This window comes from Paenibacillus sp. G34 (genome assembly GCF_056856875.1).
Map to the genome: position 1 here is coordinate 3202993 of NZ_CM166469.1, position 22607 is coordinate 3225599.

21 protein-coding genes are annotated in these 22607 nt (G+C 44.6%); 19 read left to right on the plus strand and 2 right to left on the minus strand.

Features of this window, described 5'->3' with window-relative positions; translation table 11 throughout:
• Positions 1 to 252: 252 nt before the first annotated feature.
• The 6 genes from codB (at position 253) to AC1VYS_RS14490 (ending at position 6670) form a co-directional block, all read left to right on the plus strand.
• Positions 253 to 1530: a cytosine permease gene (gene codB / locus AC1VYS_RS14465; RefSeq protein ID WP_482914847.1), complete on the plus strand. Its 1278-nt coding sequence runs from the start codon at positions 253 to 255 to the stop codon at positions 1528 to 1530.
• Positions 1499 to 2770, plus strand: coding sequence for a cytosine deaminase (locus tag AC1VYS_RS14470; protein ID WP_482914848.1), 1272 nt, complete (start codon positions 1499 to 1501; stop codon positions 2768 to 2770). Before codB ends, AC1VYS_RS14470 begins: the two co-directional genes overlap by 32 nt.
• Positions 2771 to 3232: 462 nt before the next feature.
• Positions 3233 to 4297 (plus strand): polysaccharide deacetylase family protein, encoded by a 1065-nt coding sequence (locus AC1VYS_RS14475; RefSeq protein ID WP_482914849.1) that lies wholly within the window; start codon positions 3233 to 3235, stop codon positions 4295 to 4297.
• 209 nt (positions 4298 to 4506) lie between these two features.
• Positions 4507 to 5001: an RNA polymerase sigma factor gene (locus AC1VYS_RS14480; RefSeq protein ID WP_482914850.1), complete on the plus strand. Its 495-nt coding sequence runs from the start codon at positions 4507 to 4509 to the stop codon at positions 4999 to 5001.
• Positions 4998 to 6023 (plus strand): hypothetical protein, encoded by a 1026-nt coding sequence (locus tag AC1VYS_RS14485; protein WP_482914851.1) that lies wholly within the window; start codon positions 4998 to 5000, stop codon positions 6021 to 6023. The genes AC1VYS_RS14480 and AC1VYS_RS14485 overlap by 4 nt, the downstream gene beginning before the upstream one ends.
• Before the next feature lie 149 nt (positions 6024 to 6172).
• The gene (locus AC1VYS_RS14490; RefSeq protein WP_482914852.1) at positions 6173 to 6670 is read left to right on the plus strand and encodes a ClbS/DfsB family four-helix bundle protein; all 498 of its coding nucleotides are present in this window, start codon (positions 6173 to 6175) and stop codon (positions 6668 to 6670) included.
• A gap of 68 nt (positions 6671 to 6738) precedes the next feature.
• Here the strand turns inward: AC1VYS_RS14490 and AC1VYS_RS14495 are convergent, their stop codons facing one another.
• Complete coding sequence (locus AC1VYS_RS14495) at positions 6739 to 7089, minus strand: winged helix-turn-helix transcriptional regulator (RefSeq protein WP_482914853.1); 351 nt, start codon at positions 7087 to 7089, stop codon at positions 6739 to 6741.
• A gap of 158 nt (positions 7090 to 7247) precedes the next feature.
• Here AC1VYS_RS14495 and AC1VYS_RS14500 point away from each other — a divergent pair, with 158 nt between their 5' ends.
• A complete protein-coding gene (locus tag AC1VYS_RS14500; RefSeq protein WP_482914854.1) occupies positions 7248 to 8162 on the plus strand; it encodes a DsbA family oxidoreductase in 915 nt (304 codons plus the stop codon).
• A gap of 282 nt (positions 8163 to 8444) precedes the next feature.
• On the opposite strand, the gene AC1VYS_RS14505 is transcribed toward AC1VYS_RS14500, so the two are convergent.
• Positions 8445 to 9005 (minus strand): GNAT family N-acetyltransferase, encoded by a 561-nt coding sequence (locus tag AC1VYS_RS14505; RefSeq protein ID WP_482914998.1) that lies wholly within the window; start codon positions 9003 to 9005, stop codon positions 8445 to 8447.
• A gap of 734 nt (positions 9006 to 9739) precedes the next feature.
• On the opposite strand from AC1VYS_RS14505, the gene AC1VYS_RS14510 reads away from it, so the two are divergent.
• The 12 genes from AC1VYS_RS14510 to AC1VYS_RS14565 all read left to right on the plus strand — a co-directional run bounded on the left by AC1VYS_RS14510 (position 9740) and on the right by AC1VYS_RS14565 (position 22569).
• Positions 9740 to 11113, plus strand: coding sequence for a cytochrome ubiquinol oxidase subunit I (locus tag AC1VYS_RS14510; RefSeq protein ID WP_482914855.1), 1374 nt, complete (start codon positions 9740 to 9742; stop codon positions 11111 to 11113).
• Positions 11113 to 12126, plus strand: coding sequence for a cytochrome d ubiquinol oxidase subunit II (locus AC1VYS_RS14515; RefSeq protein WP_482914856.1), 1014 nt, complete (start codon positions 11113 to 11115; stop codon positions 12124 to 12126). The genes AC1VYS_RS14510 and AC1VYS_RS14515 overlap by 1 nt, the downstream gene beginning before the upstream one ends.
• Positions 12127 to 12224: 98 nt before the next feature.
• On the plus strand, positions 12225 to 13985 hold the full coding sequence (gene cydD / locus AC1VYS_RS14520; RefSeq protein WP_482914999.1) for a thiol reductant ABC exporter subunit CydD: 1761 nt from the start codon (positions 12225 to 12227) through the stop codon (positions 13983 to 13985).
• Entirely contained in the window at positions 13982 to 15733 is a 1752-nt protein-coding gene (cydC, locus tag AC1VYS_RS14525; protein ID WP_482914857.1) for a thiol reductant ABC exporter subunit CydC, read from the plus strand. The genes cydD and cydC overlap by 4 nt, the downstream gene beginning before the upstream one ends.
• Positions 15734 to 15926: 193 nt before the next feature.
• On the plus strand, positions 15927 to 16733 hold the full coding sequence (locus AC1VYS_RS14530) for a CPBP family intramembrane glutamic endopeptidase (RefSeq protein ID WP_482914858.1): 807 nt from the start codon (positions 15927 to 15929) through the stop codon (positions 16731 to 16733).
• Positions 16734 to 16932: 199 nt separating this feature from the next.
• Positions 16933 to 17739, plus strand: coding sequence for a MerR family transcriptional regulator (locus AC1VYS_RS14535; RefSeq protein WP_482914859.1), 807 nt, complete (start codon positions 16933 to 16935; stop codon positions 17737 to 17739).
• Between the two features lie 28 nt (positions 17740 to 17767).
• Positions 17768 to 18448 carry a GNAT family N-acetyltransferase gene (locus AC1VYS_RS14540; protein ID WP_482914860.1) on the plus strand — a complete coding sequence of 227 codons (681 nt, stop codon included), beginning with the start codon at positions 17768 to 17770 and terminating at the stop codon, positions 18446 to 18448.
• A complete protein-coding gene (locus AC1VYS_RS14545; RefSeq protein ID WP_482915000.1) occupies positions 18441 to 19466 on the plus strand; it encodes an alpha/beta hydrolase family protein in 1026 nt (341 codons plus the stop codon). Before AC1VYS_RS14540 ends, AC1VYS_RS14545 begins: the two co-directional genes overlap by 8 nt.
• Before the next feature lie 210 nt (positions 19467 to 19676).
• A complete protein-coding gene (locus tag AC1VYS_RS14550) occupies positions 19677 to 20321 on the plus strand; it encodes a hypothetical protein (protein WP_482914861.1) in 645 nt (214 codons plus the stop codon).
• 166 nt (positions 20322 to 20487) lie between these two features.
• Positions 20488 to 21279 carry a MerR family transcriptional regulator gene (locus tag AC1VYS_RS14555; protein ID WP_482914862.1) on the plus strand — a complete coding sequence of 264 codons (792 nt, stop codon included), beginning with the start codon at positions 20488 to 20490 and terminating at the stop codon, positions 21277 to 21279.
• A gap of 58 nt (positions 21280 to 21337) precedes the next feature.
• Positions 21338 to 21745 (plus strand): hypothetical protein, encoded by a 408-nt coding sequence (locus AC1VYS_RS14560; protein ID WP_482914863.1) that lies wholly within the window; start codon positions 21338 to 21340, stop codon positions 21743 to 21745.
• 86 nt (positions 21746 to 21831) lie between these two features.
• On the plus strand, positions 21832 to 22569 hold the full coding sequence (locus AC1VYS_RS14565; RefSeq protein WP_482914864.1) for a GAP family protein: 738 nt from the start codon (positions 21832 to 21834) through the stop codon (positions 22567 to 22569).
• The last annotated feature ends 38 nt before the right edge of the window (positions 22570 to 22607 follow it).

A 22607-nucleotide genomic window follows, 5' to 3' on the forward strand; every position in this document is an offset into this window, starting at 1 on the left:
GACAGTTTCACGTTTTTCCAAAATAATAGACGTAATTGAATACTGGTACCTTTAATTCAGTCCAGAGAGGCTGGCAAGGGCAGCGGATTTTGTAATCACGCGAAAATCAGGCATTTCCTGCACAGGGATGTTCTGTGTCTTCGCGCGGGTTATGATGCATAAAGAGGCTACTTGTCAGCGTAAAGCGTGATGAGTAGCCTCTTTTTCTGCTTTTTTTATGGTATCAGAACACTTTAATCTGGAGGTATTCTGATGAGCAAACAAGATCAAGAGTTTTCATGGCAAGAGGTGCCAAAAGCACAGCGTAATCATTTTTGGAAGACGTTATCCGTTATGCTTGGCTTTACTTTTTTTTCAGCGAGCATGCTGGCGGGCGGAACACTCGGTGTCAGCCTGACTTTTATGGAATTCATGGCGATTGTGCTGGCCGGAAATCTGGTGCTTGGCATTTACACTGGAGCACTGGCACATATCGCTGCGAAGACAGGATTGTCCACCCATTTGCTGGCGAAATATTCGTTTGGTGAAAAAGGCTCTTATCTGCCTTCATTCCTGCTTGGTTTTACACAGGTTGGATGGTTCGGTGTCGGCGTAGCGATGTTTGCCATTCCGGTTGCCAAGGCGATGGACTGGAATGTATACCTGTTGATCCTGATCTTTGGACTGGCGATGACGGCCTCAGCGATTTTCGGGATGAAATCTCTTGTTATTCTTGGTTATATTGCTGTACCGGCCATAGCCATTCTCGGAGGATACTCCATGTTTGAAGGAGCAGGCTCATTAGGCGGTCTACAAGGACTGCTGGATTACACGCCAACGCAGACCCTTACCGCGGCTGCGGCTCTGACCATATGTATTGGCTCTTTCATAAGTGGTGGTACGCTGACACCAGACTTTGCACGGTTTTCCCGGACGTCCCGGCAGGCGGTTACGGCGACGGTGATTGCATTTTTCCTCGGTAACTCGCTTATGTTTCTGTTCGGGGCTGTCGGCGCCATGGCGTACAACCTGGCTGACATATCAGAAGTGATGTTCCTGCAAGGATTACTGATCCCTGCGATCATCGTACTGGGTCTCAACATCTGGACAACGAATGATAATGCGTTATATGCTTCGGGTCTTGGTTTTGCCAACATTACGAAAATTTCGAAAAAGTTTTTTGTTATCATCAACGGAATCATCGGAACGGTGTTCGCAATGTGGATGTACAACAACTTTGTAGGATTCCTGAACGTGCTGGGCGCAGCGATTCCTTCGATCGGAGCCATCATCATTGCGGACTATTTCATCGTGAAACGCAGATCGTATGCACCATTTGCCGACATGAATTTCAAAAAAGTAAACTGGGTAGCTATGGCTGCATGGGCCATCGGCGTAGCATTTGCACAGCTGGCTCCCGGAGTAACACCACTTAATGCGCTGATCGGCACAGCCGTGGCGTATGTAGCCATCATGGCTATCGTGTCCATGACATCATCCAAAGAAAAGGGGAAAACACATGATTATACAGAACGCAAAATTGCGGGGTAAAGAAGGCCTCTGGAATATCGTCGTGAGAGACGGAAAGTTTGAGCAAATCACACAAGAGCGGTCAGCCACGGATACCAATGAAGAGATACTGGATGTGGGCGGAGCACTGGTGCTGCCACCATTCATTGAACCACATATTCACCTCGATACCACATTGACAGCAGGGGAGCCGGAGTGGAATCTGAGCGGTACGTTGTTTGAAGGCATCCAGCGATGGTCGGAGCGAAAAGCATTTCTCACCCACGAGGACGTCAAAACACGTTCCAAAACAGCTTTGAAATGGCAGATGGCACAAGGCATTCAGCATGTGAGAACACATGTGGATGTGACAGATCCAAGCCTGATCGCCGTTAAAGCGATGCTTGAAGTGAAGGAGGAACTAGCACCGTATATTGATATTCAACTGGTTGCTTTCCCGCAGGAAGGCATTCACTCTTATCCAAACGGCGCCGAGTTGCTGGAAGAATCACTCAAAATGGGCGTAGATGTTGTGGGTGGCATTCCTCACTTTGAGTTTACGCGTGAGTATGGCGTTGATTCCATGAGAGTGGCCTTTGATCTGGCTGAAAAATACGACCGTCTCATCGATATTCACTGTGATGAAATTGATGATGAGCAATCCCGTTTCATCGAAGTTGTTGCCAAGGAAGCGTATGAACGCGGACTGGGCTCACGCACGACCGCAAGTCACACCACTGCGATGGGCTCGTACAACGATGCGTACACCTATAAGTTGTTCCGTCTGCTGAAGATGGCGAATCTGAACTTTGTATCCAATCCACTGGTGAATATTCACCTGCAGGGACGCTTCGATACGTATCCGAAGAGAAGAGGGCTAACACGGGTGAAGGAGCTACAGGAAGCGGGCTTGAACGTCTGCTTCGGGCATGATGATATCTTCGATCCATGGTATCCGCTCGGTACGGGGAATATGATGCAAGTGCTGCACATGGGCATTCATGCCTCCCAGCTGCTTGGATATGACCAGATAGTGAATTCAATTGACCTAATTACGAAAAATAGTGCAAAAACACTTCACATTGAGGATCGTTATGGTGTTCATGAAGGTAAACCTGCAAACTTCATCGTACTTGAAGCCGAGAATGAATATGAAGCGGTCCGCAAACAAGCAGCGGTTCTGTATTCCTTCAGGGAAGGCCGCAAAATTGCGGAAACGAAACCGCGTGATACATCCATCATTCTGGATGGCAGTTCGGAGAAGGTTACCTTTAACAAATAGTAGTAGGGCGGCAGTTCTGTTTATTCATTGTGGCTGACGATAATAACAATGTCTAACTCATGAATGAATCTGACTCATCCTTATTGGAACGAAGTATGTCTCCTTGATACAGGGCTAATCATCTACGTAGATGTTGACTCTGCATCAAGGAGTTTTGTTTTTTTTGATATAACGCTTGAATAAGATGATAGAGAGAAAACGATAGATTCTGAGAATGTGTATATAGGATATATTGTAATATATTGAATTTACTTCTATTAAATCATCGTATATACTAGATTCAACCCGAACAAGCGCTACTAATGCTGACAGATAGAGGTTTATTTATTCACTTAGTTATGTAAGCGCTTTTATTAGAGGGGTTTATGAGTAAATGAGAGGAGGCATCGGTGTCTGTAATCAGATGAATTTAGATTAATCCAAAATAATAATTACGTTAACTATTTTACTGGAGGTGTATTCATGTTTAAATCGAAACTCATTAAAGCTGCCATGTCTGTTGCTCTTTTAGGTTCATTATTTGCTATTCCGCCACTGCCTTCTGCCACCGCAGCTGATGCCCGTTGTCCCAACGGTTATGTAGGTCTGACTTTTGATGACGGCCCTTCCAACAATACCAACAATATCCTTAATGCCTTGAAGCAGTCGGGTCTTCGTGCCACGATGTTTAATACCGGACAAAACTCGCAAAACAATCAGGCTTTGGTTCGTGCGCAGGTATCAGCGGGCATGTGGATTGCCAACCATTCCTATACGCATGCGGATATGACGAAGCTGAATACTTCTCAGATGGCATCTGAGATTACACGTACACAGCAGACCATTCGTTCCATCACAGGTTCATCCCCTTCACTCTTCAGACCGCCCTATGGTGCTACCAACGCAACGGTGAAATCGGTCATTAGCCAGAACGGGTTGAGAGAAGTATTGTGGAATGTCGATTCACAGGATTGGAATGGGGCGAGTGCCTCCCAGATAGTAGCTGCGGTGAATCGTATGGCAAGTGGAGATGTTATTCTGATGCATGATCAGTACCAGACAACACTTCAGGCTATTCCTCAGATTGCTCAAAATCTGAAAAACCGGGGCCTGTGTGCCGGGATGATCTCTCCATCCACCGGACGAGCTGTTGCACCGGATGGGGCAACCAACAATCCACCCGCAACGACGGTAAGGATCGAAACGGAAAATATGACCAAGAGCGGACAATATACCGGGAACATCAACTCCCCGTTCAACGGTGTCGTCCTGTATGCTAATAATGATGCCGTGCGGACGACACATAACTTCTCAAGCGGAACGCATTCATTCGCTTTGCGAGGTGCATCGAACAATGCCAATATGGCCAGAGTAGATCTAAAGATTGGCGGACAGACGAAAGGCACGTTTTATTTTGGAGGCAGCAGCCCGGCAGTATATACGCTGAATAATATCAGTCATGGCACTGGAAATCAGGTGATCGAGCTGATCGTAACAGCAGACGATGGCACCTGGGACGCATACCTCGATTATCTGGAAATAAGCTAGTTCACTTTCAATAGCTTAGAGTGCAGCATTTCCAGCTAACCTGAATATTAAAGTTTGGGCTATTTCAATGGCGTACACCTTACGTGGTGGGTCGTCAGCGAAATAGCCCTTTTATGCTTTTTTGCGAGCGAAGATAAAAAAGTAAAAACAAAATGTGACCGAATGTCGTCCGTAAGAGTGTTAAAGGTATAAAGGAGGGCATAACAACCATGCAGCAGACCATATCCCAACCAAGCGATGAAGTCACGAATATCTATGATACATACGCGGATACGCTGTTCCGGATTGCTATGATTCATCTTGGCAGACGGGAAGACGCAGAGGAAGCCACTCAGGATACGTTCATTAAATTCATAGAAAAAGCGCCTGATTTTAACGATGCGGAACATCAAAAAGCATGGTTGATCCGAGTGATTACCAATCATTGCAAATCCCTGCTCCGTAAAGGCTGGCGTAAACGGGAAGTCAAGCTGGGAATCGTGGAACCCGTCATGATGGATAATCCTGAAGATCAGGCTTTGATTGAAATGGTGTTGTCTCTGCCCGTGAAATATAGATCGGTAGTTCATCTCTATTATTACGAAGATTATGCAGTACGGGACATTAGCAAGATTTTAGAGATTAGTGAGTCGGCAGTAAAGATGAGGTTACAGCGGGGGAGACAACTATTAAAACTGGAGCTTGAGGGGGAGGAACAACCATGAACGAACAGCAATTCAAACAACGATATAAGAAAGCGGTGGATCAGATGAAACCAGATGACCAGATGAAAAAAAGAATCGAACAGAACGTGAATGCGCAGCGTAAATCCAGTAAACGTCCTCGTAAATCGCTGTACATCGCAGCGAGTGTTGTGGTCGCAGCCAGCATTGGACTTGCAGCACCGACGGTATGGCAGCAATGGGGTGGAACAACTACACCAGCAAAAGAGACTGCATTAAATAATGGAGAGGTTAACCAAGGCTCGATTTCCGAAGGTCAGACCGTGATCAAGACTGAGAATTCAAACATAGTTCCTGTAGAGATTCCGAAGATTGAGGTGCCGAGCGGGGATAACCAGAATGTTAAAGCAGACATGATTGGATTGGTCGTTTATGATGGCAACGTCTATACCGAATCTGCGACAACAGTGGAAGGTGCAGATGCCTTGGCGCTGCGAGGTGAGAAACTGGGCAAAACCACTGGTGGCATTCATGAGCTAAGTGGTCAAGATGATTACAAAGAGCTCTCCTCGACGATTGGTAAAGTTGATATCTATACCGTGAAAGGATACGATTCTGATTTTCGGATTATGTCTTATATCACAATAGACGGTCAAGTATATGCGAAATTTTTTGATAAAACCAATGGTATATCGGTCAGCGGTCTATCCGACCTCATTGGCAAGCTTAACATGAAGGGTCATGTGACTGCGGCACAGTGGGAGAGCTTTGATAGCTGGAATAACGGCTTGGGGCAGCTTCAGCAGCTTCCGGTAGACGGATCACTGAACAGTTTTACTGAGGCACTGTCTTTAGCTGCTCCGGTTGCAGCAAGTCCTGAACTGCAAGAACTTCTGTATGGCAAAGAAGATCGTAAAATGCTCTATTTGACTCTAGATGATAAAACAAAGGTTCAGCTTGTGCTGTTTGGAGAGGAAGGCATGGTACGTTACGGCCATGCTCCCGTATTTTTCAAAGTGGATCAGGCGGCATTCCAGCAATTCTGGAACAGTTTGAGTAAGTAAAAGGGTTATTATCGTGCGTCTCTAGATTAATGAGGGTAGCCTTAGCTGGCTGCCCTTTTTTTAATACATGAATAGTCAAAAGAGAAATTCAGAAGAGCTGTTAACCCAAGAGGCGGATATGCTAAGATGAGGGGAAAGGAGTGATTTTTGTGCCAAATGAAAAAGAAATGTTGCTCGCAGACAGCAATAAACACTTGGTTTCGTTACTGGAGTTGATTCATTCCGTTCCAAGAAACAAACGTAGTCATTCTATAGATACCGTGGACAGAGACAAAAACTTCCGCGACGTTTTAATGCATTTGTACGAATGGCATGCAATGTTAGAAAGATGGTATAGGGAAGGGATGTCAGGGGATACGCCTTCGATGCCCGCTGCGGGGTACAAATGGAGAAATCTAAATGAGCTTAACCATCAAATATGGACGAACTATCAGGAGGTTACCCTGAGCCAAGCTATCCGCAGACTAGAACTAAGCCATGAACGAGTGATGGCACTCATACATCAACATAGCGAAGAAGAGATCATGACCAAGAAGTACTTTAAGTGGGTTAAAACAAGCAACTTATATAGTTATTTTGCAGCTAACACCGCAGATCATTACATATGGGCTATACAAAAATGTAGACAAATCGCGAACGCACTGTAATGTTATATCGATCTACAATGTAACTTTGCAATGTGATAGAGATGGCGATATTCCATTACAAATTCAGCTTATACTGTCCCGCCTTTCCCTGTGGTTGCATTCATATTTTTCTGACCCCATAACACCATCGATTCGATTAAAGGAACGAGTTCTTTGCCAGATAGTGTGAGTGAATATTCGACTCTTGGCGGAATTTCGTTATATTGCTCCCGATGCACGATTCCATATTGAATCAAATCTTTTAAACAATTCGTTAACATCGTTGGTGTGATGCCGGGAAGCCTTCTTTTTAACTCATTATAACGAATGTGATCTTGCTCGCTTAGAATCGCCAGAATCGGCAGATTCCACTTGCCGCCAATGACCTGAAAAGCATAAGTCGCCGGACAGAGTTGATCAAAATTAAAATCATATTTCACACAAAAACCTCCAAGCCAAAGTTGTTGTTCTGAGCCATTAGTATACTTTTTGATACTTAGTCAGAAAAAGAATCGTACTTGTTCTGTAGATTGTAGATATTATAATCATACTAACACAAAGTCAATCGATTAGATAAGATCAAAAAGGCGGGATAATGATGAGTAATGAATCCATGATGTGTGATTTGGAAACAGGTGTATGCGGTGTAACTGATGAAGAAGAAATGCAAGTCATTAATCTAAAGCAGGAAGAGAAAAAAATAACCCTTTATTATGCAACGGATCCCATTTGCTCACACTGCTGGGCACTGGAACCTGTGTTGAATCGATTTATAGAAGAGTACGGTCATTATTTTAATGTGGAGACCAAAATGGGTGGTCTGTTAGCAAGCTGGGAAGGGTTCTCGGATGGGGCAAACGGCATTCAGAAACCTGCAGATGTTGCAGGGCATTGGAGAGAAGTAGGCGAGCACTCACGGATGCCGATTGACGGTTCTGTATGGCTTAAGAACCCAATCCAGTCTTCCTATCCGCCGTCTCGCGTATTTAAAGTCATAGAGCGTATGCATCCGGGCAAAGAACATGCCTTTCTGAGACTTGCGCGAGAAGCGGTGTTTGCGATGAATCGAAATATTGGAGAAGATGACGTACTGATCGAGCTTGTGAATAGACTAGGGTTGAATGGAAAAGAAATCGTGGACATTGCTGCTCAGCAATCTGCACAAGACTTGTTGGAAGAAGACTTTGAGATGACTGCCCGGTTAGGCGTACGAGGTTTCCCATCCATTATTATTGTGAACAAGGAGCAGCAAGGCATCAAAGTGGTTGGGGCTCGCCCTCTGGAAACCTACGTTCAAGCACTGCAACAGATTCTGGGTGAAGCGCCGAAGCCGAAGAAGATCGCTGCGTTGTCTCACAAAATGAAAGAAGGGCATCTTCTGTTCTCCAAAGAAATTGAAGTGTTGTATGATGTGGATAAGGATGAGGTAGAGTCATTCATACAATCCGAGTTAGAAGATGGTACCTACCAGGTAAGTCAACTCTTAAATGAACTGGTTGTTCAGCGGGTGTAACTGACTCAGGAAAATGACAGAAATATAATTAGTACATTTATCCATGTGTTATTACAAATTCCTCGAGGCCTGTATTCAAAAAAAGTCACATTAATACATGTAGTTGTGAGTTAATAATAAATGTAGTGTATCCTTGATATGAATCGACATCGTGAAGTAAACGTATTTTATTAGTTCACTTGGTCTGATCTGATATTTCTGATCTGATATTGAATTAAAAGCAGCTACCTTGGATGGTAGCTGCTTTTTTTAGGTTATTTGTTTTCAAATAAATTGCCTACTTTAATACAAGTTCTTGAAATAAACCAAATGATCCGTCCATTCCTCATGTTCATAAATAAAACCTTTGCGTATACATTCGAATTCCAAACCTGCACTTTCAGCGAGTTTGATCGAGGGAGCATTATCCAGGTTGATATGTGCCTCCAAACGGTGAAATTTCAGAGAGTCGGCTGCAAAACGGAGCACTTCGATTACTGCTTCTTTGCCGTACCCTTTTTTCCAGTGCTGGTTGTGAATGGTGTACCCAAAGCTTGCCCACTGAAAAGGTTCTCTCGCCAAGGTGGCTATATCAATCATGCCCAGATGAGTGCCGTCTTCTTTTCGGAATACCCCCAAGATATATACTTTATCGTTACGTGCAAGTTCCTGATGCCTTGCTACCAGACGCTCAAACCATTCCAGTGTACATTCGCTCATATCCATTTTTCCAGGGTCATGTTTATGTTGGGAAGGAGACCGGCGCTCGAACTCGTGTAGCCAGTTCTCGTAATCTTCATTTTGCAATGGCCGTATCACCAGTCTTTCGGTCTCCGATCTATGATCAAATTGCTCTTTAAACATATTCAATGACACATCTCCTTGTATCCTTATTCGTATTTATGTCACTTTTTCTTTCAGAGGACAGTGGAACAAACTAAGTGTAACACAGTTAATTCGTTCTCAGCATTAGCATTACAGCATATTGTTCAAAAATTTCAGTATATAGCGATGGCTTATTATCACGTCTGAGTCCAATAAATCAATAGCCCCAAAGGGTGGTTGTGCTTAATTTCACGAAGTTGTCAGAAAGAGTTGAGCCTTTCTTGAACGTTTGTGAATTAAGACGTTTCAGCGATTGAATTGCTTAAAATTGAGGATATAATAATTTTGATTAATAGGACTAAGCCAAGGATTAAGACGCTGTGTGATCAGGGCATATAAGAAATCCGACCTTGAAATATCGTCCTACGTTTGCAGGATTAAATACACTAGGCGTGTGGCAACCTATCTTTGTCACTTGGTTTGTGATTTTTTTCTCATAATGTATCGGACTGTTTAGCGTATCTCAAAATGGACTATTTAACGGATAGGTCTAACAAATCGCACAGCTTGTTTACACATAAACGGAGAGGACAGAAAAAACCTGGAAAAGCGAAGCGGTCGCCTTTATCACCGGATTTTCCCTTTCAATAAAGAGGATCAAAGAAATCTGGGGATAACAGCGATTGGAGGGTTATTCTGTCATCGGAGTGCACGTGTAAACATCTTCAATTCAGAAGTAGCAATGAACAGAGTTTGAGAGGAGGCAGTATAGAATGGCAATCGATACGGTTTTATGGAGTAGACTCGTAACCGGTTTAACGCTTGCGTTTCACGTTATTTTTGCAACTATCGGTGTGGGGATCCCCTTAATGATTGCGATAGCAGAATTTATCGGCATTCGGAAGAAAGACCCGCATTACATACTTATGGCGAAGAGGTGGTCAAGAGGATTTGTCATTTCGGTGGCCGTGGGGGTGGTGACAGGTACAGCTATATCTCTGCAGCTAGCCCTGGTATGGCCGAATTTTATGAAGCTGGCTGGTAATGTCATTGCTTTGCCACTATTTATGGAAGTATTCGCCTTCTTTTTCGAAGCGATCTTTCTCGGCATTTATCTCTATACATGGGATCGATTCAAGAACCCGTATATTCACTGGCTACTGACCATTCCCGTTGTTCTGGGAGCAGGGATGTCTGCGGTTTTCATTACAACCGTGAACGGGTTCATGAACCAGCCCGAAGGCTTTGTCATGGAGGCAGGCCAATTCATGGCCGTTAACCCTGTGCAGGCGATGCTGAATACAGCAACGTTCTCCAAAGTGTTTCATGTATTAAGCTCTGCGTATTTGACAGGAGCGGCTTTACTAGCCGGGATCGCGGCTCTGGCTATGTTGAGAAGAGGAGCATCTGCGTACCACAAAAAAGGCTTAAACCTGATGATGGCCGTTGTTTTGGTATTCAGTTTACTCAATTCACTTGCTGGCGATGTATCTGCCAAGTTTCTGGCTGAACACCAACCGGAGAAGCTGGCAGCCGCAGAATGGCATTTCGAGACTGAGAGCGGCGCCGATTTGATTCTGCTCGGGTGGCTGAATGCAGAGCATGAGATCATAGGTGCTTTACATCTGCCCAAGCTACTTAGTTTTCTCGCCTTCGGTGACTTTAATGCCGAGGTCACCGGGCTTAATGAATTTCCACCAGATGAACAACCGCCACTGCTGGTGCATTATCTATTCGATCTGATGGCCGGCATCGGATTTGCTCTACTCGCTATCTCTAGTCTATATTTCCTGTTTGTGTTGTGGAGGAAACGTAATCCGCTGAATAAGTGGATGCTTCGTCTTGTTGCACTCAGCGCACCGCTAGCTTTTCTCGCTGTAGAGATGGGTTGGTTCTATGCTGAAGTCGGGCGGCAGCCGTGGATTATTCGAGGGTACATGCGGGTAGAAGAAGCTGCGACCTCATCACCGAGTGTACGAATTTTATTTTTTGTCTTTTTACTTCTGTATATTGTACTTGGTGTGATCTGCGCTCTCGTATTGAAGCGATTGTTCAATAACAATCCTGCCGAACTTGAAATGGAGAAATGGTTACAGGCGAAACAAGATAAGACAGCAGCGAATACAGAGAATGGAGGACATGCCTAATGAGTTATGAGTTGATTGGTATTTCGGTGCTCTGGCTGTTCCTGTATGGATATCTGATCGTGGCTTCCATTGACTTCGGGGCTGGATTCTTTGCCTTTTATGCACGTCTGACGAAACAGGATCATCTGATTAACCGTTTGATCTCTCGTTATCTATCGCCAGTCTGGGAGATTACGAATGTATTTTTTGTCTTTTTCTATATTGGTATCGTTGGATTTTTCCCGGATACGGCTTCTTATTATGGCGCAGCCTTGATCGTTCCCGGAAGTATCGCCGTTATACTTTTAGCAATCCGTGGCTCGTTCTATGCTTTTGAGAATTACGGTTCCAAAAACAACATCGTATACCTGTTTCTATATGGGGCAACGGGTTTGTTGATTCCGGCATCTCTGTCCGTAGCTCTGACCTTGTCCGAAGGTGGCTTTATCCTGAAGCAGGGAGAGACCGTTTCGCTGGATTACTGGGCGTTGTTCACCAATCCGTTATCCTGGAGCATCGTCGGACTTGCAATTGTCTCTGTACTATTTATTAGCGGAACCTTTCTGACCTTCTATGCGTCACGGGCAGAAGATAAGGGTGCCTTGAAACTCATGCGGAATTATTCTTTATTCTGGAGTACGCCCACGATTATTTTAGCATTAACTGCATTTATATATCTGGGTCAGCACAATCAACGTCATTTTCAGAATATGATGGATCTCTGGTGGCTGCTCGCCTTATCCGTAGCGTTCTTCATGGTGGCCATGTGGTTACTGCATAACGGACGCCGCTACGGACTTGCTTTTATTTGTATCATGCTGCAATTTTTCTGTGCCTTTTTTGCCTATGGCATCGGTCAGTATCCATATATTCTTGATCCGTATATCACGATTCAGAGCAGTGCCACCTCACCAGCCATGGGTTTCGCGCTTGTCGTTGTATTTATCGGGGGACTATGCCTGCTGATCCCATCTCTGATTCTGGTGTTCAAATTGTTTTTGTTTGATGCGGATTATGTCAAAGGCAAGAAATAAAAAAGGAGGGTCATTCTGTGAAAAGGCAAAGGAAAGAGCGAACGAAACAGCATGGAAAACAGTCAGGTCGACGAAAATCGATTCTGATTCAACAGCAGATGTCTTTACTTCGGAAAAGCAGACTTCTCCTTATGGCCTTTTCACTGGCTCTTGGTGTAGCAATAATCTCCCAGGCTGTGTTTATGGCCGAAGCCGTGCAGCGCATTTTTGTGGAAAAGGCATCGTTTTCATCGATCATGCTGCTTCTTGGTACATTGCTAACTGTTATGGCTCTACGCACGCTGTTCACTTATGGAAACGGAAAAGTTGGTTTGCATATGGCTGCGCTTGCCAAAACAGAAATGCGTTCCAAGGTGTTGCAGAGTCTAACTCAAGCCACCATGTTCTCATCTCTGCAAGGACAGACGGGCGGGAAGGTTAGTATTGCACTGGACGCCGTTGATGAAGCGGACAGCTACTTCAGTCAGTACATGCCAAGAATGATGGAAGCATCAATCATTCCGATTGTGATTTTGGTTGTTGCTTTCACGCTACATGCCAACACAGGCTGGATCCTGTTGTGTACAGCACCTTTTATCCCACTGTTCATGATTCTGGTCGGCTTGCAGACGAAAAATAAATCCGAAGAAAAATATGCACAACTGGCCGAATTTTCCGGTACGTTTCTGGACTCGCTTCAAGGGTTGGTTACGTTGAAAATATTCGGACAGGCTAACCGTCAGCAACAGGAGATTGAACGAAGCAGTCTCAGTTATCGGGATACAACGATGAGTATTCTGAAGATCGCATTTACAAATACCTTCATGTTGGAAGCCATTGTGATGTTAAGTATCGGTATCGTCGCGTTAGAACTTGCTATTCAGCTACTTGTGTTCAAATCAATGACCTTTCATACCGCTTTTCTATTGCTGCTGCTTGTTCCGGAATTCTACAGTTTGTTAAAAAATACAGGAACCGCCTTTCACAGTGGACGAACCAGTATGGGTGCCATTCAAAAGGTTGAGGAGATGCTTGGGGAGAGCAATCAATCGAGTACCCCATCCTCGCCTGAAGAAGGGGTGGAGAAGCGATCACATCCACATTTCCAGATGGGTCCATCGTCAACTGAGTTAGTAACACCGTCATTCATTGAACTGAAAAATATACGTTTTCACTACACCCCTGACTCATTTGCACTTGAAACGGGACATGTATCGATAAAACCAGGAGAAAAGCTCGCCATAGTTGGTCAAAGTGGATCGGGAAAAACAACGTTGCTTAATCTGATCTCGGGGTTATTACAACCCACATCGGGAGAAGTTTGCGTTAACGGAAGGCCGCTTTCGCAGCTGCACGAGGCAGAATGGTTTAAAGAGGTCAGTTACATCACACAGCATCCTTATATTTTTGCAGGCACATTGGCTGAAAATATAACGCTTGGTGCAGGCAGCGATGTATCCCGTGCTGACATTGAAAATGCCGCTGAACGCGCAGGACTTGCTGAACTTGTGGCTGGGTTGGAACAAGGGTTGGATACTCCTGTTGGGGAAGGTGGACGGGGCCTATCAGGCGGGGAAAAGCAAAGATTAGCGCTCGCTCGCGCTTTTCTGAAACGGCCTTCGATGATTTTGTTTGATGAACCGACCGTTGGACTCGACCTGCGCACGGAACAGATTCTACAGCGTTCGATCGCAGTATTGTCACAACAGGCAACGATGATTACGGTAGCTCACCGATTATATACAATTCAGCAAGCCGATCAGATTTGGTTTATGTCGGACGGTATGCTTGCCGATTCAGGCACTCATCAGGAGCTGTTGGAGCGTGAGCCTGCATATGCCGAGATGGTACAAATTCAGAGAACAGGAGGGATCGCATGAAAGAATTAACCGTACTGTCCAAGGCCATGATGCATGAACGCAAAGACATTCTGCTCTCTATTTTATGTGGATTCATCGCGGGTACAGCAGGTGTAGCTCTCTTTTCCGCCAGCGGGTATCTGATCTCGCAAACGGTATTTGCGCCGCCGCTGTACACGTTGATTGTACTCACGTCGATGGTCAAGCTACTTGGATTCCTTCGTGCCGCCAGCCGCTATGGAGAGCGAATAGCCTCCCACCGGGCAACGTTCTCCATCCTCAGCCGTTTGCGTACCTCGTTTTTTGCCAAGCTTGTTCCGGTTACACCGGGAATTTTAAATAAAAATCGCAGTGGTGATCTACTCGCACGGATTGTGGGCGATGTGGAAAGTTTGCAACATTATTTTCTGCGTGTAGCGTATCCACCGATCATGGTGGTCATGGTGTTTCTGAGCACGGTTCTGTTTACAGCTGTTTTTTCATTCTGGATTGCCTGTTTACTCGTTGTTGGCATGCTGTTTACAGCGTTTATTGTTCCAAACCTCGTCTTAATAAGTCAGCGTAAAATCAATGAACATGTACGTCAGCAACGGGCTAAGCTCTCTACGGATGTAACCGAAGTGTTGTATGGTTTTCGCGAACTGAAAGTATATGGACAATTGGCACAGCGGGAGCAACAGCTTCGGCAGGATTCGGTTGAACTTGCAGACAAGCAGGAGAGTGCCGCTGCGCAATTGCTTCGCGGACAATCCATGCACATTTTTGTCACCTATTTGGTCACATGGGGTGTGCTTGCACTGAGTGCTCTTCTTATTTCAGACGGCGTATTCGCCGGTGTATTCCTCGCTATGCTGATTCTGGCGACACAAACGATGTTCGAAGAATCCGCAGCAATGGCTGTGTTACCTTCTTATAAACAAGACAGCGAACATGCAGCAAAACGATTAGCTGAGACTGTACCTGTGCAGTCAAGCAATGGACGTGATGTGCAGGCGCAAGGACTACAAGATCTGTTGACTCTCGATGTAAATGGCGAAGCAGTTTCCATCCGGTTGAGCAATATTTCTTTTCAATATGATGGGGAATGGAGACCTGCATTGAATGACATAACCCTTCATTTTGCATCTGGCTCCAAAACGGCAATCGTCGGCCCAAGCGGATCGGGAAAATCAACCATTCTGGATGTACTTCTCAAGTTACGAACTCCGACTTCTGGCAATGTGCAATTCAACGATGTCTCGATAAATGAACTGAATGAAACAGGCATCTGGCAGCATACTCATGTTGTTTTACAACAAGGCCACTTTTTTCGGGGAACGATTAGGGACAACCTGTTGCTTAGCGGAGAACAGCAATCAGATGAACAATTGGTGGAAATGTTACATCAAGTTCAATTGTTTAATCTGTCTCTAGACGATCTCGTGTACGAAAAAGGAGAAAATCTGTCCGATGGCGAGAAGCAGCGGCTGGCATTAGCCCGCGCCATGTTGCGTAAGGGAAGGTTATGGTTGCTCGACGAACCGACCTCTTCGCTGGACTATGTCACAGAAGCACGTGTGCTACAAAACTTGCTGACACAGGCGGCTGAGGACACGTTTATACTCGTCTGTCACCGGCTGACAGGTCTTCAACATATGGATCAGATTGTTGTCATGGATCAAGGACAGATTGTCGAGACAGGTTCGTTCCAGGAGTTAATGGAACGTAGGGGTTATTTTTATGAGATGAAACAAATTGAACTGCAAATGATTGGAGAACAAGGAGCCTAAATCTATGAAGCAAAGCCGCGTATAAGCGGCTTTTTTACGTTAGATTCGAAACTGCCAACCAGTTAAATGGTTACCTTGCTCCAAAGTATTGTAAATACGACGTTCCATTGCAAAGGATTGCTTAAAGCAATGTTCACATCATACATATATACTAAGGGTAACTAGTCCAATCATGTGAGGAGGTTTGTTTGTGGTGAGAAAAGTAATACAATTCCCGCTCGTATGGATGTTTACAGGTGCCATTCTTTTAGGCTTATCCGGCTTCATGACCCAAAAGCTGTTTGTTGATTCGCAAGGCATCCTGTCGATTTTGCTGGCACTTGCAGGAGGTACGGTCTCTATTGCAATCTACTGGCTAGTTATGAAATTCATGGCAGGGCGTAGAGTAGAAGAATTACAATTTCGAGGGGCAGGAACCGAGTTGATATTAGGCATAGGAGGTGCCCTAATATTAATTGGTGTTTCTGTCGGAATCATCACGATGCTTGGTGGATACAGCTTCACATGGTCAGCGACGAACGCGATTGGTTCTATTTTGGCTTTGGCGATTGGTGCGGCCATTGTGGAGGAATTGATCTTTCGCGGCTTGTTCCTGCAAGCAGTGGAGAAGCGGCTTGGAAGTTGGTTCGCTTTGGCTATAACTTCGCTTTTTTTCGGTTTGGCTCATCTGCCTAATCCCGGAGCAACACTTTGGAGTTCGATCGCTATTGTCATTGAGGCAGGCATTTTGCTGGGTGCAGGGTTTCTCTGGCGGCGTAATCTGTGGTTTGCCATGGGACTTCATTTTGCGTGGAATGCACTGGAGGGAATGCTGGGCATACCGGTTTCGGGCATAGCAACTCAAGGTTTTTTTGATGTACAGCTATCCGGATCACCTTGGCTGACAGGCGGAAGCTTCGGACTCGAAGCATCCATTGTACCCATCATCGTCAGTTTGCTGATCGCCATCCCTATGCTGATTAGCGCGCATCACAAAGGAAATATCCAGTCCAAGAGATAAGAAAACGCACAACGCACTCTTTTGAAATTTTATAAAATACGTATGTGAAGGGTGAACCTCTAAATGGTTTGCTCTTCTTTGTAATATTTTCAGACATACATATTGGTTCATAATGAATGAATTGAAAACTAGTCTTGACCTTAGGTCTGACCTAGGGTTTATGCTGTTAACAGACAGGACAACAAAGGTGGGGATCATGATGAGAGGTATGAAGGATGAAATTACGATTAGCGAGCTGGCCAAGCTCATGCAAGTATCCGTACATCAGATTCGATATTTTGAAGAAAAGGGGGTACTGACCCCGGCATATACCGGTGAAAATCAATACCGAATGTATGGCATGGATCAAGTATACCGTCTAGCTCATATTTTATTGCTCCGTAAGATGGGCTTGTCTGTGCAAGTGATCCAAGAATGCTTGTCCCATCTGACTGCCGAGCAGATCACTCCGATTTTCCGTCAGGCTCTGTCAGATACAGAAGCGGAGATCCAAAGGCTGCAGGACACCAAACATTTTATTGAGAAGCTGCTGGAGGAAAAAGAGTCGATTTCCCAAAAATCCGTCCTGACAGAGGGAGGTGTGTATGCAATCATTCAGCGTGACGAAGTTTCATTGTCACTATGGTTCGAGATGCAAGAGGCTGAAAGTCTGAGTGCTCAAACGTTAGTCAACCATCGAAGCAATATTTCCAATCTGTTCGAAACAGATATCCATTATGTGTACAACGATTCAGGCATTGTCGGCTTGTATACGCAAGAGGAGAGAAGGGAGAGTAATCTGACATTGCGTGCCGGTTCATACCTTTCAAGTACACTTTTTGTACAAAATGAAGAACGACTCTCCACAACCATTCAGGAGTTCTATGCTTATGCAGAAGAAATGGGGTACCTATGCTCAGGGCCGTTGATCATGGTGGAAAAATCATACTTATCCCTGTTCACACCAGAACTGCTCCATTATGAACTTCTTTCGTATGTTTCGAACCTGGAGGCGGGAGAGCTATGAGCCTCTTATCAACACGCATCTCAGCGAGATGGATCTCATGAACACCAGATTGGATCAAACAAATCCCGTCCACATCCAACCTATAACTTCTGAGCTGTATCCGGCTGCAGCACAACTAATGGCATATGGTTTTGGGCACAAATTCCAAAAATCATCTTCCCCATCTACAGCGGACCTTGCTTTTGTCTTTGAACAATTATTACTTTCAAGTCAGCATCAGACAGGCAGTCTGCGGTTCGCGGCGATGGAGAATGATGTGCTCATAGGCACGATGGCTCTAAAGTGGAAGGCCCTTGAGGTTGCCCGAAAGGCAGATACAGCCCGGATTCAATGGAAAGGCATGCGCAGTCACATCGGGTGCTGGAAGTTGCTTCATATCATGGCAGGCATACACCTGCTCAAACATGAGCCTGAAACAGGAGAATGTTATATCGAAGATATTGTTGTACACCCACATCATCAAGGTAAAGGTGTAGGCAGACTGTTACTCGCACGGGCACAGCGATACATGCTTCAAACGGCACCGTTATCTTATCTTAGCCTGCATGTAGCTAGTCAGAACCAGAAAGCGATGCAGGTATATGAACGGTATCATTTTCGCAAACAAAGCAGCACGAACAGTCTGTTAACTGCCATGCTGCTTGGTGAACATCAATGGAACTACATGACACGCAAAGGAGACAACAACATTGAAAACGCATATGTTTAAACACAAAAAAATCTGGATTTCATTCCTTATCATCATTGTATTATTTGCGGGTACAGGTGCATATATCGTTGCACAGCAGGACTATAACATGGCCTCACAATCCGTGGAAATTCATACCCCGCAAGGAAAATTAGCAGGCATTCTTACACTTCCTAAAAAGGACACCGGGACAGACAAGCTTGGCTTGGTGCTCTTTATCCATGGGGATGGCCCCATCGATGCAACGCATAGCGAAGGTTACAAACCGCTGTGGGAGCGCCTTGCCTCGCTTGGTTATGCCTCCTTGTCACTGGACAAACGTGGCATCGGAGGTTCAGAGGGGAACTGGCTGGATCAGAGTATCGATGATCGTGTCGTTGAAGCACAACAGGCGATCGCTTGGGCCAAACAACAGCCGATGATTGACGGTTCCCGAATCGGTGTATGGGGTGCAAGTCAGGCTGGTTGGGTCATCCCCAAGCTCGCAGGTAAGGAACAACTCGCATTCAGCATTCTAGTATCGCCAGCTATTAATTGGCTGAAGCAAGGGGAATATAATACGCGGAGTCAGATGGCCAAGGACGGGCATACACAACAAGAGATCGAAGCTCAGGTGAACTACGATAATCAGATTAAAGATATTTTAAAACACCACGGATCTTACGAGGAATACACGAAACATGTCCGGAAAGAAGAAGAACCAATGTCCCGCGAACGCTGGAACTTTGTCAGCAAAAACTTTAAATCGGATGCTACCGAAAGTCTGCGTCATTTCAAAAGTCCGGTGTTGCTGCTACTTGGAGAAGATGACGTTAATGTGGATATTCAAGACACGGAGCGTGCCTATCGTAAAGAGATCGATCCCTCTTATTTGCTTTATGTCAAAACGTTCCAAAATACTGAGCATTCTATGTTACCCACATCAATTGCCGGATCGGAATGGAAGATGGGGCTGCGTTTTCTATTTGCGCCAAGAAGCATAACTACGGAAGGGTATATGGATGAGATTGAAGCGTTTTTGACGAAGACGGCGTTGTAAAATATCAGGTTAACTCTAAAAGAGTGATGTACGCATCGCCTTTTGGAGTTTTATTTTGTTTTATCAGCATTCTTCATTCCGTGTATTTCACTTTATAACCTAAAATTATACCAAAAGACAGGGTGCTTCTGGTATAATAGTAATTTCTATAAAGAGTACTTAATTTTGCGTTCTACGAGTAATTCATCATGAAAGGAATGAAAGCCCGGAGTGAGTAAGTGGGAAATTGCTTCTTATGTTGCTGTATTTATTTATGTGTTTGTCATGTTATTAAACGACCAATCGATTTTCCTAGTATTAGGTACCATACTCGTCGCTGCACTCATTATGTTTAGCATTTTTATTTTTTATCCAATGGCACGGGAAACACGTATGGATCGGTTAGAGGCTTTTTTACGAAGAAAACAAAATGCGCCATATATTTATATTAATTATGCGACAGCCAACAGGTTGGATGAAGAAGTTGAGTTCACGATGGAAAAACTGATGAGCAATACATCAGCCAGCAAGTCGACGAAAGCCAACTATCAGGCAGCATACGGTGCTTACCGGAAGGATCTGTTTACCGTGAGAAAAGCGGTACGCGAGATGCGTAAATCGGATTATCGTACATATTATGAAACGTTTGTCCTGATCGAAGAAGGAGAGACTGAACGAGCCAGAGAGCATTTAGGCTCCATCAAAAGAGAGTGGATGCGATTTGCACTTTTAGCCGAAATTGAACGTAAGCTGAATCACTACAAGGAAGCCGAAGAGTTGGCTGCGCAAGCCGTACAAGCTAGTAAAGGAGTTAATCGATACATGATGACGAAAGAATATGAAAGATATTACTCTATGGAACAGCAGGCACAATGATAAAGTGAAAATCAAGGAGAGAAGAACGATTGTAGCACAACAGGGACGATGCCTAGCATCGTCTTTTTTTTGTTTTTGCTCATCCGTAGTTATTTATTGATAATTTAGGGCTTTACCCTAACGTATACGTTATTGTTTATAATGTTTTCAGGAGGGGGAGGTAAGCATGATCCTAATCGGAGAATTAGCGAAAAAAACAAATATTAGCAAAAGAACACTTCATTATTATGAACAGATCGAACTGTTACAGCCGACACTTATTACGGAGAATGGGTATCGATACTATGATGAAAGTGCCATTCTTCGCCTGCAAAAAATTCTTCTGTTGAAGTCCATCGGCTATACATTAGAACAGATTAAAGAACTGTTTCAGAACCAAGAAAATAAGGGAGAACATGAAAACTGGGTGGCCTCTATAAACGAACAAATAGAGCTGATTGAACAGAAGAAAGAAGAGTTAAGCCGGAAGCAATATTATCTCAGGTCAACCCTTCATACGTTGAAACTTGGAGGAATGAGCGATCTCGAAAGTTTATTGCAGATTATTTCCCAAATGGAGGATCGGCCGCTCTCCGAAGGAATAATTCGTGCCGAATTCAGCGATGGTTTACAGTTAACATCCAGGGAAAAGGATATACTGAATCATCTGCCTATTCTCGGGAGTAACGATCCGCGGATGGAGGAACTTTTAACTATTTTCCAACGTGTACGATCCGTAATGTCCTCATCTCCCGATTCCGAAGAGGTCCAAGTCATTGCGAGACAATTGTATGAAACAGCATTGGAGCTATTTGATCATAATGAAAAATTACTCGATAAGTATTGGGAACTTATCAATCCAGTAGATGCGTCTGAGCCTGTAGTCATGGGCATGGATAAAGAATTCTTGTCCTATGTTGACGAGATGATCCGCATTTTTCTAGAACAAAGAAAGGACAACGCTCATGATGGAGAGTAAACAAAAGAGGATTGGAATTAAAAAGTTTTGGCTTCTGTTCTTGCTCTCAGGTCTAATCATGTTATTTACAGCTTGTGGAATGACAGCAGAAGATACTGTGAATGAACTGAATCATGAGGAGTCCAAACAAAACAAAGCGCATGACTCGGATGGAATCGTCGTTGAGGTGCTTGTTGAAAGTGATGTTAATTCAGCATCTGATCTGGAAGTAGAGATCAATGCTCGAAAAAATCCGGAGAGTGTATATTGGGATACGATTGAAGTTCCATATCAAGAGAGATTTGTTATTCCAAAAGATACGTTCATCCCTCTGATCTCCACTCATGTTAGGGCAAAAGCAGATGACAGTGCAAGCTGGATAAGCTGTTCCATTAAGTATGATGGAGAGTTAGTTGCATCTCACAAGTCCCGAGGGAGCGATGCGAAGGCTGTCTGTGAGAAGAAGTTCCAGCTGGGGCCAGGATAACTTCACTCGGAGGTGGAGGTCCTGTGCTATGTTCTACATTTTGTTCCAGCAAGCGCTTAAAATCATAACGGAGAGTGAGGAACATCATGACGTTAACAGCAATACTATCTACCCTTGTACTGCTGGCACTAATAGATTCAACGAGTTTGGGCACTCTCTTGATTCCTGTCTGGTTACTGATGACACCCGGGCGTGTTCGAGTAGATCGGTTTTTGATCTATTTATTCACAGTGTCCGGTTGTTACTTTGCAATTGGCCTGATTATTATGTTTGGAACGGATGCATTTCTAAACAACTACGCACCTCTAATGGTATCTAAACCATTCCTGTTAGGACAATTGGCGATAGGCATATTGTTAATGATCATAAGCCAACTCATGGATACCAAGAAATCCCGTGCTCGTGCTGCGGAACGTGCAGCGAGTGGGGGCGGTTATATTTTCAAATGGAGGACTCGCTTTACAGGAGAGGCGGTTTCCAGCAAAATCTCTATTACTATACTTGTTGGACTTGCACTGACCGCGGTCATTCTGGAACTGGGAACAATGCTGCCCTATCTCGCAGCGATTGGCATATTAGTGACGGAAGGACCTGCTTGGCCTATGTCGGGTATCCTGTTACTGGGATATTGTTTCGTTATTATATTACCTGCGCTCATTTTGCTGGCAGGACGATTGCTCGCTTACCCTTTTTTAAAACAACCTTTACAAAAAATAGATAATTGGCTGATGAAAAACGCTCAGCGTGCTGCAGCCTGGATTATAGGGATTGTTGGCTTTCTCTTATCGGTTAACGCTATTTATGATCTAGGTTGGGTTCAGTAATCCGTATGGTATGAGCCGTGTTGACAGCATCCGTATCT